This window comes from Rothia sp. 27098_8_161 (genome assembly GCF_041432905.1).
Classification (GTDB): domain Bacteria; phylum Actinomycetota; class Actinomycetes; order Actinomycetales; family Micrococcaceae; genus Rothia.
This window is the reverse complement of the sequence record NZ_JAPWAL010000026.1, coordinates 1-14,311: the sequence shown is the minus strand read 5'-3', so window position 1 is coordinate 14,311 and position 14,311 is coordinate 1. Positions and strand designations below refer to the sequence as shown.

The 14,311-nt window shown below is 58.2% G+C and carries 11 protein-coding genes and 1 pseudogene; 5 read left to right on the top strand and 7 right to left on the bottom strand.

Annotated features, from left to right (window positions below; genetic code table 11):
- Positions 1-1,067 (bottom strand): annotated as a pseudogene (locus O3648_RS07710) (glucose-6-phosphate isomerase); the annotation flags it as partial.
- A gap of 129 nt (positions 1,068-1,196) precedes the next feature.
- Here O3648_RS07710 and O3648_RS07705 point away from each other — a divergent pair.
- The 5 genes from O3648_RS07705 to dapC all read left to right on the top strand — a co-directional run bounded on the left by O3648_RS07705 (position 1,197) and on the right by dapC (position 8,156).
- On the top strand, positions 1,197-2,135 hold the full coding sequence (locus O3648_RS07705) for an NAD(+) diphosphatase (RefSeq protein ID WP_371569432.1): 939 nt from the start codon (positions 1,197-1,199) through the stop codon (positions 2,133-2,135).
- 210 nt (positions 2,136-2,345) lie between these two features.
- The gene (typA, locus tag O3648_RS07700) at positions 2,346-4,259 is read left to right on the top strand and encodes a translational GTPase TypA (RefSeq protein ID WP_279741127.1); all 1,914 of its coding nucleotides are present in this window, start codon (positions 2,346-2,348) and stop codon (positions 4,257-4,259) included.
- A 405-nt stretch (positions 4,260-4,664) separates the two neighbouring features.
- The gene (locus O3648_RS07695; RefSeq protein WP_279741124.1) at positions 4,665-6,014 is read left to right on the top strand and encodes a PIG-L family deacetylase; all 1,350 of its coding nucleotides are present in this window, start codon (positions 4,665-4,667) and stop codon (positions 6,012-6,014) included.
- A gap of 488 nt (positions 6,015-6,502) precedes the next feature.
- On the top strand, positions 6,503-6,823 hold the full coding sequence (gene fdxA / locus O3648_RS07690; protein ID WP_279741121.1) for a ferredoxin: 321 nt from the start codon (positions 6,503-6,505) through the stop codon (positions 6,821-6,823).
- Between the two features lie 193 nt (positions 6,824-7,016).
- Positions 7,017-8,156, top strand: a complete 1,140-nt coding sequence (gene dapC, locus O3648_RS07685) for a succinyldiaminopimelate transaminase (RefSeq protein WP_279791332.1) — start codon at positions 7,017-7,019, stop codon at positions 8,154-8,156.
- Between the two features lie 179 nt (positions 8,157-8,335).
- Here the strand turns inward: dapC and O3648_RS07680 are convergent, their stop codons facing one another.
- The 6 genes from O3648_RS07680 to O3648_RS07655 form a co-directional block, all read right to left on the bottom strand.
- Positions 8,336-9,274, bottom strand: coding sequence for an amino acid ABC transporter permease (locus O3648_RS07680; RefSeq protein WP_279791333.1), 939 nt, complete (start codon positions 9,272-9,274; stop codon positions 8,336-8,338).
- Positions 9,271-9,954: an amino acid ABC transporter permease gene (locus O3648_RS07675; RefSeq protein ID WP_279755127.1), complete on the bottom strand. Its 684-nt coding sequence runs from the start codon at positions 9,952-9,954 to the stop codon at positions 9,271-9,273. Before O3648_RS07675 ends, O3648_RS07680 begins: the two co-directional genes overlap by 4 nt.
- 20 nt (positions 9,955-9,974) lie before the next feature.
- Positions 9,975-10,805, bottom strand: a complete 831-nt coding sequence (locus tag O3648_RS07670; protein ID WP_279741111.1) for a glutamate ABC transporter substrate-binding protein — start codon at positions 10,803-10,805, stop codon at positions 9,975-9,977.
- 15 nt (positions 10,806-10,820) lie between these two features.
- Positions 10,821-11,585: an amino acid ABC transporter ATP-binding protein gene (locus O3648_RS07665; RefSeq protein WP_279791343.1), complete on the bottom strand. Its 765-nt coding sequence runs from the start codon at positions 11,583-11,585 to the stop codon at positions 10,821-10,823.
- Between the two features lie 374 nt (positions 11,586-11,959).
- On the bottom strand, positions 11,960-12,973 hold the full coding sequence (gene galE / locus O3648_RS07660; protein WP_371569428.1) for a UDP-glucose 4-epimerase GalE: 1,014 nt from the start codon (positions 12,971-12,973) through the stop codon (positions 11,960-11,962).
- A 225-nt stretch (positions 12,974-13,198) separates the two neighbouring features.
- Positions 13,199-14,113, bottom strand: coding sequence for a DUF4253 domain-containing protein (locus O3648_RS07655; RefSeq protein WP_279791335.1), 915 nt, complete (start codon positions 14,111-14,113; stop codon positions 13,199-13,201).
- Positions 14,114-14,311: the final 198 nt, after the last annotated feature.

Genomic DNA, 14,311 nt, shown 5'->3' with positions numbered 1-14,311 from the left:
AAGCGGTGCAGGTACTGGTCGTAGGGCAGAACCGCGTGGGTCTCTGCGCCGAGGAAGTTCACATTCCAGATGTTCAGTAGACCCATCAGAACGGGCACGTTCTGAGCCAGGGGAGCGGTGCGGAAGTGCTCATCTATTGCGTGGAAGCCCGCGAGGAAGTCAGTGAAAACCTTCGGGCCGAAAACGATAGCCAGGGAGGTGCCGATAGCGGAGTCTACGGAGTAGCGGCCGCCAACCCAGTCCCAGAAGCCGAAAGCGTTCTCGGGGTCAATGCCGAATGCTGCAACCTTATCCAGTGCGGTGGAGACAGCCACGAAGTGCTTAGCCACAGCCTCGGAAGCTTCCTTACCTTCCAGCGCGTCAGCCTCAGCCAGTGCGGACAGCAGCCATTCGCGTGCCACGCGCGCGTTGGTTAGGGTTTCGAGGGTGCCGAAGGTCTTAGATGCGACGATGAACAGGGTGGTCTCGGGATCTAGGTCGGAGACCTTCTCAGCCACATCGGTCGGGTCAATGTTGGAGATGAAGCGTGCGGTGATGCCTGCATCAGCGTAGGGCTTGAGAGCCTCGTACACCATGACCGGGCCCAGGTCGGAGCCACCGATACCGATGTTCACAACGGTCTCGATACGCTTGCCGGTGATGCCGGTCCACTGGCCGTTGCGCACGCGCTCAGCGAATGCGTAAATCTTCTTCAGTACGGCGTGTACGTCTGCGTCTACGTCCTGGCCGTCAACGGTCAGTGCCGGGGTGTAACCCTCGGGGCGGCGCAGAGCGGTGTGCAGTACTGCGCGGTCCTCGGTGACGTTAATGTGCTTGCCGGAGAACATTGCCTCGCGAGTCTGCTCCAGCTTGACCTCTTCAGCGAGCTTGACCAGCAGTTCAAGGGTTTCGGAGGTAATCAGGTTCTTGGAAAGGTCGACGTGCAGTTCGTCGGCGGTGAAGCTGAGCTTCTGCGCGCGTTCCGGGTCAGCGGCAAACCATTCGCGCAGGTTCGGAGTGAGGGACTTGTGATGAGCGGACAGAGCAGACCACGCGGAGGTGGTCGTAGGGTCAATAGAAGTAGTCATGGTTCCATTCTCTTATTTTCGGGTGCCTATGTCACCTCTTTCGAGGGTGAGATAGGACGATACTGCGAAAAAATCGAAACCTGGCACGCCATTGTGTGCCTTGCAGTATCAAGATGTAGAGTAAACCCCATGACTTCTTCACCTGAACACACGCATGAGACTATTTCTGAGAGCGCATTGCGCTACCTGCTCATTTCTCGCGAAGGGGAAACCCTCCTCAACGATGAGGGAACCGTGCACTATCTGACCGGTAGTGATTCTGCCGAACTGCTGCCTGAGGAAGCTATCCTGGCGCACAGCATAATCCGTCCCGCCGCTTACAGCGATGACGTGAAGAAGAATGGCACGGCAGAGGTGCACGTGATTTACTGCGAGGACAAAACCCTCGCGCAGGTTGCCACCGAGCTGAACAACCCTCGGGTGCGCGCCTCCAGCAGGGGCTTCCGCTACTACCCGGTCCACGAGGACCCGGAAGGTCGTGCCCACTACGCCACCGCCCTGGCACGCCGCGACTACCTCATCGACATGCGCTACTCCGCCTACAGCGGTGAGGAGGCGCCCCTCGGTTCCAAGGGAATCCGCCGCACCGCCTCGGGCGAAATGGTGTTCCCCCGCATTGAACCCGCCGTGATGGCGCTGGTGACCAGCCGTGACGGCGAGCGCGTGCTATTGGCGAATAACCGCCAGTGGCACCCCAACCGCTTCGCTCTCATCGCCGGTTTCGTTGACCCTGGCGAAAACCTCGAGGAGGCAATCGCCCGCGAAGTCTACGAAGAAACCGGCTTGCACGCCCTCAGCACCGAGTACCGCATGAGCGATGTGTGGCCTTTCCCGCGTTCGCTCATGATTTGCTACCGGGTGCACGTGGATGAGAACGAAACCATCATCCACCACGATGGCGAGATTCGTGCCGCACGCTGGTTCACCGCCGCTGAGCTGCGTGAGGCAATTGCTCTTTCGGAGGAGCGCGGCAACAGCGACGAGGACGACCCCGCAAAACTGGAGTTGCCCGGCACGAACGCTGTCGCTCGCCGCATGATTGATGAGTGGCTCGCGGAAAAACCCTAGTGATACACTGGTAGCTAAGCCCAACGGAGGGGGTCCGTTTTGGCGTGCCCGGAAACGTTCTCATCGCAGAGCGGGTCCATCGGCAAATACCCAAACCGGCAAACGACCACCAGATACCTATCTGTAGGCACTGCCCTGTGACCTCCTGTGCCGTCTAGAACGCACCCGTTGGCAAGACTATCCCCTAGATTTAAGCGAGAAACTTAACGCATGTCTGAAAACACCGCTTCGCGCCCCGACCTTCGCAATGTGGCTATCGTGGCACACGTTGACCACGGTAAGACCACCATCGTCGACGCGATGCTGCAGCAGACCCACGCCTTCTCTGCCCACGCAGATGTTGAAGACCGAGTCATGGACTCCGGCGACCTCGAAAAGGAAAAGGGCATCACCATTCTGGCGAAGAACACCACCGTGTTCTACAACGGCCCTTCCGCCAACGGTGAGACCATCACCATTAACGTGATTGACACCCCCGGCCACGCCGACTTCGGTGGCGAGGTGGAGCGTGGCCTGTCCATGGTTGACGGCGTTGTGCTGCTCGTGGACGCATCCGAAGGCCCGCTGCCCCAGACCCGCTTCGTGCTGCGTAAGGCACTGGCTGCTAAGCTGCCCGTGATCCTCGTGGTGAACAAGGTTGACCGCCCCGACTCCCGTATTGACGAGGTCGTTGGCGAGTCCATGGACCTGCTGCTCGGCCTGGCATCTGACCTGGCGGACGAAGTTCCCGACCTGGACCTGGACGCTGTGCTGAACGTTCCGGTGGTGTACGCATCCGGTAAGGCTGGCGCTGCATCCCTGAACCAGCCCGCAGACGGCCAGCTGCCCGACAATGATGACCTGGAGCCGCTGTTCAAGACCATCATCGAGCACGTACCCGCCCCCACCTACAACCCGGATGAGGTTCTGCAGGCACACGTGACCAACCTGGACTCCTCCCCGTTCCTGGGCCGTCTGGCACTGGTCCGTATCTTCAATGGCACCCTGAAGAAGGGCCAGACCGTTGCGTGGGCACGTCACGACGGTGAAATCAAGAACGTCCGCATCTCCGAACTGCTGGCAACCAAGGCTCTCGAGCGCGTTCCCGCAGAGTCCGCTGGCCCCGGCGAGATTGTCGCAGTGGCTGGTATCGAGGACATCACCATTGGTGAAACCCTCACCGACGCTGAAAACCCCAAGCCCCTGCCGCTAATCAAGGTGGACGATCCCGCGATCTCCATGACCATCGGTATTAACACCTCCCCGCTGGCTGGCCGCGTCAAGGGCGCAAAGGTCACCGCACGTCAGGTGAAGGACCGCCTGGACCGCGAGCTAATCGGTAACGTGTCCATCAAGGTTCTGCCCACCCAGCGTCCGGACGCGTGGGAAGTTCAGGGTCGTGGCGAGCTCGCCCTGGCTATCCTCGTGGAGCAGATGCGCCGCGAAGGATTCGAGCTGACTGTGGGTAAGCCCCAGGTGGTGACCAAGACCATCGACGGCAAGGTCTACGAGCCCATGGAGCACATGATTATTGACGTGCCCGAGGAGTACCTGGGTGCTGTCACCCAGCTGATGGCTGCACGTAAGGGCCGCATGGAGAACATGGCGAACCACGGTACCGGCTGGGTTCGTATGGAGTTCGCTGTTCCCGCACGTGGTCTGATTGGTTTCCGCACCCAGTTCCTGACTGAGACCCGCGGTGCCGGCATCTCTTCCTCCTACTCGATTGAGCACGAGCCTTGGGCTGGCGACATTGAGTACCGTACCAACGGTTCGCTGATTGCTGACCGTGCCGGCGTGGTCACCCCCTATGCGATGATTAACCTGCAGGAGCGCGGCACCTTCTTCGTAGAGCCCACCTCTGAGGTGTACGAGGGTATGATCGTTGGTATGAACTCCCGTGCAGACGACATGGAAGTTAACATCACCAAGGAAAAGAAGCTGACCAACATGCGTTCTTCGACCGCGGATAACTTCGAAAACCTGACCCCGCCGAAGAAGCTGACCCTGGAAGAGAGCCTGGAATTCGCTCGCGAAGACGAGTGCGTTGAGGTGACTCCCGAGGCAATTCGTATCCGTAAGGTCATCCTGGATTCCAACGAGCGTGTCCGCGAGTTCCGCCGCCGCGCCCGTGCGAACGACTAATACAGCGCCAGCGATTAATACAGCGCGACTATGAGAGTTAGTAGTGCGTTAGCGACTCACCTGCTGTAGCGGGTGTCGTTGCTCAATCGTGTCGTTACCCAAGAGCCGCCGCTACCTTCCGAAGAGGAGGTAACGGCGGTTCTGTTTAATCACCACGATCTGTTTGGGAAATAACGGCGGGGGAGAATGGAGAGGAGAGACGGTGCTTTTGCTTTCTGCCGAAAAACCGCCTTCCGAGAAGCCCGAACACCTCGCGCTGTACATGCGAGTGTGTAAGATAAAAATAATGCGCCTGCAAGGTGGCGGTACCCGTACGCCGCTCAACATCTGCCGCCAACGATGTAAATTGCCGGCGCCCTATTGACCGTCCAAGAAACCCAACCCTGCGTATGAGAGGGAAAGCCTGTGTCTGAAACCGAGAACACTCAGCCTGATTCTGCGACCCCCAGCTACCCCACGCAGGGTGAGCGCATCGCCCCCGGCTCGCGCCGTGACCTGCTGCCGAATAACTACGATGCGAAGAAGGCACGCATCCTGTTCGTGCATGCGCACCCGGACGATGAAACCTCCTCGACCGGCGCGACCATGGCGTACTACGCACAGAAGGGTGCGGAGGTGTACCTGCTGACCGCTACCCGCGGTGAGCTGGGCGAGGTCATCCCCGAGGAGCTGCACCACCTGGAGGTCGGTAAGCTCGGCTGCCGTGATAACGGTGAGGCGCTGGGCGAGTACCGTACCGGTGAGCTTGCCGGCGCTGTTAAGGCTCTGGGCGTGAGGAAGCAGTTCTTCCTGGGCCAGGAGCCTGCTGTCGCTGAGGGTGCGCTACCCCTGTACCGTGACTCCGGCATGGCGTGGGGCCCGGAGGGTAAACCCGTCGCTAACCCGGTAGCGGCGGAGGAGTCGTTGACCGCCCAGCCGCTGGAACCGCAGGCTCAGGCTTTGGTTGCCGCTATCCGTGCTCTCACCCCGGACGTTCTGGTTACTTACGATTCGGACGGTGGCTACGGCCACCCCGACCACGTGCGCGTGTACGAGATTGTGCGCCGTGCCCTGCAGATCCTTGAAGACGACGAGGACCGCCCAATTCTTACCTGGGGTATTGAGGGTGAGTTTGACGCGGATGATCAGCGCCTGCAGGCCGCTATTTACGGTGACGGCACCACCAAGCGCAAGGCAATGGAGGCGCACCGCACCCAGATTACGGTCGTGGACGAGAAGACTTTTGAGTACTCAAATAAGGTGCCGCAGAAGATTTCTGCCGTGGAGACTTTCCGCGTGCTCGACGGTAATCCGACCGCGACCGTGCACCCGAAGCCGCAGGAGGCTGGTCTGGTGGCGGGCGTTCTGACCGGCTCGATTCTGGGTATTTTTGCTGGTATTGCCGGGTCGATCTACCACGCCTGGGTTGTATACGTGGGGGAAACCGCCCTGCCCCTCGGCTTGCTGGTCGCGTACCTGACGGTCTTCTTCACTGCCCTGTGGTGTGCCTTGTCGTTGCGTCGCGGCTACGCTGCGGCTGTCGTGGCTGTTGCGGTGTTCGTGACCGTGTACGTGCTCGGTTACAGTCGTCCCGATTCGCCGTTTGTTCTGGTGAATCCGGGCCATTCGGCGATTGGCCTGTACGGTGCCCTGTGGTGGTTCGGCGCCCCTGTCGCGGCGATGCTTGGCATGCTCGTGTACACGCGCGCTCGCGTGAAGGACGCGCAGTATTTCTCGCCGCGTGCGGCGCATCAGCGTGCTCGCGCCAAGAAGTAGGCTGAAGCCTATCACTACGTCATAATCTAAGGGGAGGGGTGTTCCGGTTAGCCGGGACACCCGTCTGACGTTTTTGGGGTGCTACACCGCTGCTGTCTTCTAAACCCGTCGGATAGAGGGCAATAGGAAAGAAAATATATGCGTTATTCGGTGAATTGTGCGGGGTGGAAATAGCGATGACTTCATCAAAAAATTCATGTGATGAAGATTTCATTTTTGGCTTAATCTATTTTTAAAAGCCTGCGGACTAGCAATAACGCAAAGAAATACCAGGTCAGCCTAGCCTAAAAAATACCCCCACAAACCCATGAGACCACTGTCTGATACGCCACGAAAATACGGTTAAACAGCCGGTGCGCGATAGACTATACACAGACTTCCCCGCCGGGTACCAACTACTCGGCGGTTTACTCTGTAGATTCTGCCCTGCAGCAGACGACCCGCAGAACGGCGGGCACGGGGCGAACAGCTTGTAGAAAGGCACACCAATGACCTACGTAATCGCGCTTCCCTGCGTGGATGTCAAAGACCGCGCATGCGTTGAAGAATGCCCCGTCGACTGTATCTACGAAGGCGAACGCACCCTGTACATCCACCCGGATGAGTGCGTGGACTGTGGCGCCTGCGAACCCGTCTGCCCCGTAGAAGCAATCTACTACGAAGACGACGTCCCCGAAGAATGGACCGAATACATCAGCGCCAACGCAGACTTCTTCGATGACCTGGGCTCCCCCGGTGGCGCAGCAAAGCTCGGCCCTACCGGTAAGGACGTGCCCTTCATCGCGGCGCTGCCTCCTCGTGGCGAATAATAACCTGCGGTGAATAATAGCTATAACCGCATAGACTGATCGCACCCGCTATAGGGTGCCAAGAGCCTCCATCTAGCACCCGGTGCCCACACACCGTCTACGCGCTGGAATGGAGGTTCTTGCTATAGGCACGCCAGCGCCCGGACGCTAGACTAAAATGACGAAAACTATTCCCAAGCAACCAGGTGACACTATGACTTACGGCCTTAACCTGCCCGAATACCCCTGGGAGGCGCTCGCCCCCTACCGCGCAACCGCAGCCGCCCACCCGGATGGTCCGGTGGACCTGTCCATCGGCACCCCGGTCGACCCGACCCCGCAGACCATTCGTGAGGCGCTGGCGGCAGCCTCCGACGCACCCGGCTACCCGACCACCCACGGCACCCCCGCCCTGCGTGAGGCTATCGCCGAATGGTTTGCGCGCCGTCGCGGCGTGACCGGTCTGAACCCGGAAGCTATTATGCCCACGGTTGGTTCGAAGGAGCTCGTTGCGTGGCTGCCGTTCCTGCTGGGTCTGGGCCCGGGCGATGTGGTTGTGTATCCCCGCGTTGCGTACCCCACCTACGATATGGGCGCCCGTTTTGCTCGCGCCGAGTCTGTTCCCGCAGACAGCCTGGACGAGCTGGATGCTGACACCCGTAGCCGTGTGAAGCTGATTTGGGTGAACTCACCAGCGAACCCGAACGGTGTGGTGCGTACCGTGGAGCAGCTGCGTGAGGTTGTGGCGCAGGCGCGTGAAATTGGTGCCGTGGTGGCATCTGATGAATGCTACGCGGAGCTCGGTTGGGGTGCTTGGGATGAGGCGTGCGGCGGTCAGCCGGTGCCGTCCATCCTGGATCCTCGCGTGTGCGATGGTGACTTCACTGGCCTGTTCGCCGTGTATTCACTTTCGAAGCAGTCGAACCTCGCCGGTTACCGTGCCGCGTTCATTGCCGGCGCCCCCGAGCTGATGCCGAACCTGATTAATAGCCGCAAGCACGCCGGCATGATTGTGCCCGCCCCGGTGCAGGCTGCCATGATGGTGGCGCTGGCTGATGAGGCGCATGTGGCGGCGCAGAAGGACCTGTACCGTGCCCGCCGTGAGGTGTTGGAGGAGGCGATTACTGTCGCCGGTGGTTGCATCGAGAATTCTGAGGCGGGCCTGTACCTGTGGACCACCTTCGGTGAGTCCACCTGGGATTCAATTGGCCGTCTGGCGGAGCTGGGTATTATTGCTGGCCCCGGTGTGTTCTATGGCGAGGACGGCGAAGGTTACGTACGTATCGCCCTGACCGCCTCCGATGAGGCTGTCGCGAAGGCTGCCGAGCGTCTGAAGGCATCTGTATCTCAGTAGCTTTGCTGCTCTGTAATCCGGGCAGCGGTGCGGCTCCAGTAGCTGTGTAGCCCCGGCAGCTAACTAGCCCGAGAGACAGAGAAAGCCCCCGCATCCTCCTGAAAGGGGAGTGCGGGGGCTTTGCGGTATCTGCTTATCGTCGTTGGCTGGGGAGCCGGGACGATAGGGAGGGGAGGAAGCTACTTGCGGCTGCCGGGCAGAACGAACATCTGGACGGTTGGCGGGTTCGGGTTGTCCAAGGCATCCGGGATCAGGTTACGGGTCACTTTAGCTGAGGTTCGTGAAGCCAAGCGATCCGTAATGCCGGTTGCTACCGCGGTCAGCACGAAGTTCACCGTCACGAAGATCGCCGCCGCCAGAATCAGGGTCTGCAGTACGTTGCCGTCACCGGAACCGATGCGTCGGGCTGAAGCCAGCAGCTCCGGGTAGGAGATGATGTAACCGAGCGCGGTGTCCTTCAGAATCACCACGAACTGGCTGAGCATCGACGGCATCATTGCAGTGAAAGCCTGAGGAAGGAGAATCCGAATCAGCGTCTGGGTCGGGGTTAGACCAATCGCAAGACCCGCCTCACCCTGGCCGCGTGGAAGCTGCTTCACGCCCGAACGGAGTAGCTCAGCGATCACCGAACCGTTGTACAGGGTCAGACCAACAACCACGGCGATGAAAGGTAGCTGAGCAGGCGGAAGACCGCTGTACTTGCCCAAAAAGAGCCAGAAGAAGATCATCATGATCAGCACCGGCACGGCGCGGAAGAATTCCACGACCACGGTGCCGAACCAGCGGGTAATGCGGTACTGGGATAGTCGAGCAATACCGAAGACCACACCGAACGCAACCGAGGTAACCACCGAAACCGCTGCCGCCGACAGGGTTGAGGCAAGGCCCGGCAGGTAGTAGGAACTCCAGGCGCGGGCGGTGAACAAATCAGTCCATTTTTCTGCCTCCAGCTGCCCCTTCTGACCCATAACGGTCAGCACATAGACCGCAAATAGTGCAAAAAGGACTACCGCAGCAATGTTGAAGATACGGATACGACGCTGAGCAATAGGACCTGGCTCGTCGAAAAGCACCGAAGAAGTGGCGCGGGTTTCATCACTGATAAAGGGGTTTTTCATCTCTTCACCGCCAGCTTACGGGATGACCAGGTGGTCAATGCACCAATGGGAACAACAATGATGACGAAGCCTATCGCAAACATAATAAAGATAGCGAGCACCATGTTCGCATCGAACTCAATCATGGATTTCATTAGCCCGGAGGCTTCAGCCACCGACGCGACCGAGGCGACAGTGCTGTTCTTCGTCAACGCAATTAGGGTATTACCAAGCGGGGTAATGGCACCGCGTAGAGCCTGAGGGAAAATCACCAGGCGGGCGGTATCGAAGAAACCCAGGCCGATAGCGCGGGCTGCTTCTGCTTGACCCTTCGGCACGGTGTTTACACCCGAACGGATTGCCTCGCAGATAAATGCTGAATGGTAGATTGACAGGGCAATGACCGCGTACACGAAGAAGTTCGTGTCGAAATCGTGTGAGAAGGAGAGCTGGAACTGCGTCCATACACCCAGAATGGCGAAAGTCATCATGATGGTGAGCGGAGTATTACGGACAGTGTGTACGTAGGCGGTGCCCGCCCAGCGCAGGGACGGGACGGGGCTGATGCGCATGAGCGCCAGCACGGTACCGAGGACGAACGATCCAATAGCCGCCCAGAAAGTCAGCTGAATATTGGTCATGAAGGCGCCAACCACATCGTACTTGGACAGGAGAGCGCCGAGTTGGTCAAAGAATGACATTCGTGAACCTCTCTAGAGGCCTAGGCGCAGGAGGTGCCCAGGTGCGGTGGGTTGGTTTCCGTGTTGTAGTGGTAGCCGGTGTCTTCGGTGTACTTGGTGATGAGTTTCTCCCAGGTACCGTCAGCTACCATTTCGTTGATGGCATTATTCACAGCTTCACATTTGTCGGTCCCCTTGGGCAGACCCACACCGTAGCGTTCAGCGGTAAAGGGGGAGCCGACCACTTTTAGCTTGCCCTTGTTTGCCTTGGTTGCTGCTAGACCGGCGAGGGTAATGTCGTCGGTGGTGACGGCATCTACCACGCCACCATTGAGGGCAACCACACAGTCGGAGTAGCTATTCTGCTTGACCAGGTTCACATTCTTGGCGAATTTGTCCTGGACTTTTTTGGCGCTCGTAGAACCGGTTACAGAACAGAGGTTCTTTCCGTTCAAATCATCCGGTCCGTGGATGTCATTGTTATCGACACGAACCAGCAAATCCTGACCGGCAGTGTAGTAGGGACCTGCGAAGTCTACGGTCTTCTTGCGGCTCTCAGAGATAGAGTAGGTCGCAAAAATCATGTCTACCTGGCCGGTATTGAGCATATTTTCGCGGTTAGACGCTGGAGACTCGACGAATTCAATCTGGCTTTCGGAGTATCCAAGCTTACCGGCGACGTAGCGCGCTACCTCCACGTCGAAGCCGGTGTAGGTGTTGCCGTCCTGATAACCGAGGCCGGGCTGGTCTACTTTAATGCCGATGCGGATCTTATTGCCGCTGTCTGCGCTGGAACATCCGGTGAGGACGCCGGTTAGAGCGAGGGATGATGCCGCGGCGAGTGCTGCGAGCTTGCGTGAATATTTTTGCATGTCGGGCCCTCCGCTTTAGTGGTTGATGATCTTGGAGAGGAAGTCCTTGGCGCGCTCGCTCTTCGGGTTAGTAAAGAACTCGTCCGGGTGTGCTTCTTCGATTATCTCGCCGTCGGCAAGGAAGACGATGCGGTCTGCCGCCTTACGGGCAAAGCCCATTTCGTGGGTTACAACAATCATGGTCATGCCTTCCTTTGCGAGGGAGACCATGGTGTCGAGCACTTCGTTGACCATTTCGGGGTCAAGTGCACTGGTGGGTTCGTCAAAGAGCATGACCTTGGGCTTCATAGCGAGGGCGCGGGCGATAGCGACGCGCTGTTGCTGACCACCGGAAAGCTCTGCGGGCATTTTATGTGCCTGGGAATCCACACCAACCTTTGCGAGTAGCTTCATAGCTTCTGCTTCTGCGTCTGACTTGGACATTTTGCGGATTCGGCGAGGTCCAAGGGTGACGTTATCAAGAATGGTCTTGTGCGCGAAAAGGTTGTAGGACTGGAAAACCATACCTACTTCGGCGCGGAGCCTCGCGAGGGCTCGGCCTTCTGCGGGGAGCTCTTCGCCATCAATCGTGATGGATCCGCCGGTGATAGTTTCGAGGCGGTTAATGGTTCGGCAGAGAGTTGACTTGCCGGAACCAGAGGGGCCGAGAAGGATGACAACTTCGCCCTTGCCTACGGAAAGGTTGATGTTTTTCAGAACATGATTGGTGCCGTAGTATTTGTTGACATCAGCAATTTCGATGAGGTTTTTTTGCTCTACGGGAGTTGTCTGTGCGGACATCATGAACCCTTTCATGTGAGGTGCATCTATGATGTGGGTTGTGTATATGCTGAGATTTTAGATTACGCCTCATCAGGTAACGTGTGTGTAAAATATTCGCTTTACTGTGTAAGTTATGTGAATTTTTAAGCCCTAATGCATAGTTATAGTATTTTTGACGTAAAAATATGGGTGAAAAACACCTCATCTATGTAAAGGGCTCTGACTAGGGGGAATGCTTCACCTTTCCGTTTTCTCCCACGACTTGTCAACTGTTTCCAGGGTATGCGTCACAAGCTGGCAAAAATTTCGAAAAAAGCGCACAAGAGTGCCCGACAGGTGAGATAACACCTATCGGGCACTCTTCAACACCCCTCACAAGGGGCTAAAACAGCTTAGGCCTCGTAACCGTTGGGGTTGTTCTTCTGCCAGTTCCAGTGGTCGCGAACCATGGTCTTAATGTCGCGGCTAGCGCTCCAACCCAGATCCGCCAGAGCAGAGGAAGGATCAGCGTAAGAGACCGCAACGTCACCGGGGCGACGATCCACAATCTTGTACGGCAGCTCCTTACCGCACGCCTCCTCGAACGCGTGCAGAACCTGCAGAACCGAGTAGCCGTTACCGGTACCCAGGTTCCAGGTGTGCAGGCCGCAGTGCTCAGTAATGTAGTTCAGCGCCTTCAAGTGGCCGTCAGCCAGGTCAACCACGTGAATGTAATCACGCACGCCGGTACCGTCAACGGTCGGGTAGTCGTTACCGAAGACGTTCAGGTGCTCGCGGCGACCCACAGCAACCTGCGCGATGAAGGGCACCAGGTTGTTCGGGATACCAGCCGGGTCCTCCCCAATACGGCCGGACTCGTGCGCACCAACGGGGTTGAAGTAACGTAGCAGAGCAATGTTCCACTTGGGGTCAGAAGTAGCCAGGTCGACCAGCATATCCTCGATGTGCTCCTTGGTGCGGCCGTAGCAGGACTGCGCATCCATGTTCATCTTCTCAATCAGAGGCATGGACTCCGGCTCGCCGTACACGGTAGCGGAGGAGGAGAACACGATGGAGTAGCAGTCAGCCTCATCCATTGCGTACAGCAGGTTCAGGGTGCCAGCCACATTGGTCTGGTAGTACCACAGCGGCTTCTCTGCGGACTCACCCACAGCCTTCAGACCCGCAAAGTGAATCACAGCGTCGGGGCGAACATGCTTAAAGAGAGCCTTCATGCCTTCAAAGTCGAGCAGGTCAACCTTATGGAACTCGGGGGCGCGGCCAGCGAGTTCAGCGACACGCTTGAGGGACTCCTCGGAAGAGTTTGCGAGGTTATCCATGACGACGACGTCGTGACCTGCCTTGAGCAGTTCAAGTACAGTGTGGGAGCCGATGTAGCCGGCGCCGCCGGTAACGAGTACCTTCATGATGTCCTTTCGGGCTTTATATATCCGGAACAATTGCTCCGGATGGGGGACAAAAGCTGTTGAGCTGTATCTAATAGTACAGCCGCACACGATGTGTAAGTACTGCGGGACACTGTGCGCTTGTGCACGCTGGTGTGAGCATGTAGGAGGCGTTATTTAGATGTGTCGACGCTCGCCTTCACCCAGCGTCTGAACCCGACTCTCAGCTGATTTCTGAGCCGACCCCTAATCCCACCAGAAATACCACTGGCGGCTCTGGTGAATAAACTCCGTCAGCGGCTCAAAATCCTCAAACACCTGGAACGGAAGATCCGAACAGAACGCGAATTGCTCGACCGCCACCTTCTTCGCCTCCAGCGGGTCTGCCACGGGGCGTTCCACCAGAAATTCCAGACAATTAGCACCGTCAAGAGCCGCCGGGATTGCACCATACTTTTCACGCCAATAGTGGGTGAACGCCAGCTGCGTTTCAGCGTCCGGGCAGTCATTCCAGCCGCCAAAGGGCAAGTACGCGGGAATGTCGGCGGGGTCATCGGTCGGAATCTGCAACAGGAGCATCTCGCCTTGCTCCTCCTCATCCAGGAGCTCGTAGCAGAGCAGAGCAGAAAGAGTCGGGGCCTCATCTTCAGGCTCCTCATTGGGCAGAAAATCGGAGCTCATAAACTCGTCAACAAACTCATTGAGGTTGAACTCGTCCGAGTTGTCCTCGTTAGTATCTTCGCCGTCATCGACAACCCTGCGCAGCTGTTGGGCAATGGCGGCGCTGCCATACTCTTCGGCGGAGGCGCCACCCCGGGCGGTACGGTAACGCTGCAGAACAGCACGAGTGTAGGCACTCACCTGCTCCGGGGTCAGCGTCTCAACATCGTCAATGATGTCGTGCTCAAGGGACACCGCAATGACCATGCTTTCAAGCACCGTATCATTCAGGTTCAGGAAGAAGGGGGCGAACCCCTCCGCATGTCCCAGCTTAGCCAGCTCATCGTAACGGGCCATGGCATCAGTAGCCGCAGTGCCCACCGCAATACGCTCGTGCGGGTAGGGGAAGAGGCGCGTAAAGTGCCGGTAGGTGTCGCTCATCGCAGGCGCGGATGCTGCTGATTCGGGTGCTACTGATTCGGACGCTGCTGACTCGGACATGGGGGCTCCTCTCTGAACGGTACCTATCGCCTGCAATGGCGGGTGGACTGTACCCGATACTACCAGCCTAGCGAAAGCCCGCGCATCCCGCCCCGAAAATGGTCATCGTAACCGCAATGGATCTGCTCCCAGCCTGTGAGAGCGGCGAAAAAGGGGAGCACCGGGCAGAGAAAAAGGGGCCGGGATGATTCACACATC

What these genes read in the sequence shown, in the direction of transcription:
- O3648_RS07705 (WP_371569432.1), top strand. Translation starts at nt 1,197, where the DNA reads ATGACTTCTTCACCTGAACACACGCATGAGACTATTTCTGAGAGCGCA.
- typA (WP_279741127.1), top strand. Translation starts at nt 2,346, where the DNA reads ATGTCTGAAAACACCGCTTCGCGCCCCGACCTTCGCAATGTGGCTATC.
- fdxA (WP_279741121.1), top strand. Translation starts at nt 6,503, where the DNA reads ATGACCTACGTAATCGCGCTTCCCTGCGTGGATGTCAAAGACCGCGCA.
- dapC (WP_279791332.1), top strand. Translation starts at nt 7,017, where the DNA reads ATGACTTACGGCCTTAACCTGCCCGAATACCCCTGGGAGGCGCTCGCC.
- O3648_RS07680 (WP_279791333.1), bottom strand. Translation starts at nt 9,274, where the DNA reads ATGAAAAACCCCTTTATCAGTGATGAAACCCGCGCCACTTCTTCGGTG.
- O3648_RS07675 (WP_279755127.1), bottom strand. Translation starts at nt 9,954, where the DNA reads ATGTCATTCTTTGACCAACTCGGCGCTCTCCTGTCCAAGTACGATGTG.
- O3648_RS07670 (WP_279741111.1), bottom strand. Translation starts at nt 10,805, where the DNA reads ATGCAAAAATATTCACGCAAGCTCGCAGCACTCGCCGCGGCATCATCC.
- O3648_RS07665 (WP_279791343.1), bottom strand. Translation starts at nt 11,585, where the DNA reads ATGTCCGCACAGACAACTCCCGTAGAGCAAAAAAACCTCATCGAAATT.
- galE (WP_371569428.1), bottom strand. Translation starts at nt 12,973, where the DNA reads ATGAAGGTACTCGTTACCGGCGGCGCCGGCTACATCGGCTCCCACACT.
- O3648_RS07655 (WP_279791335.1), bottom strand. Translation starts at nt 14,113, where the DNA reads ATGTCCGAGTCAGCAGCGTCCGAATCAGTAGCACCCGAATCAGCAGCA.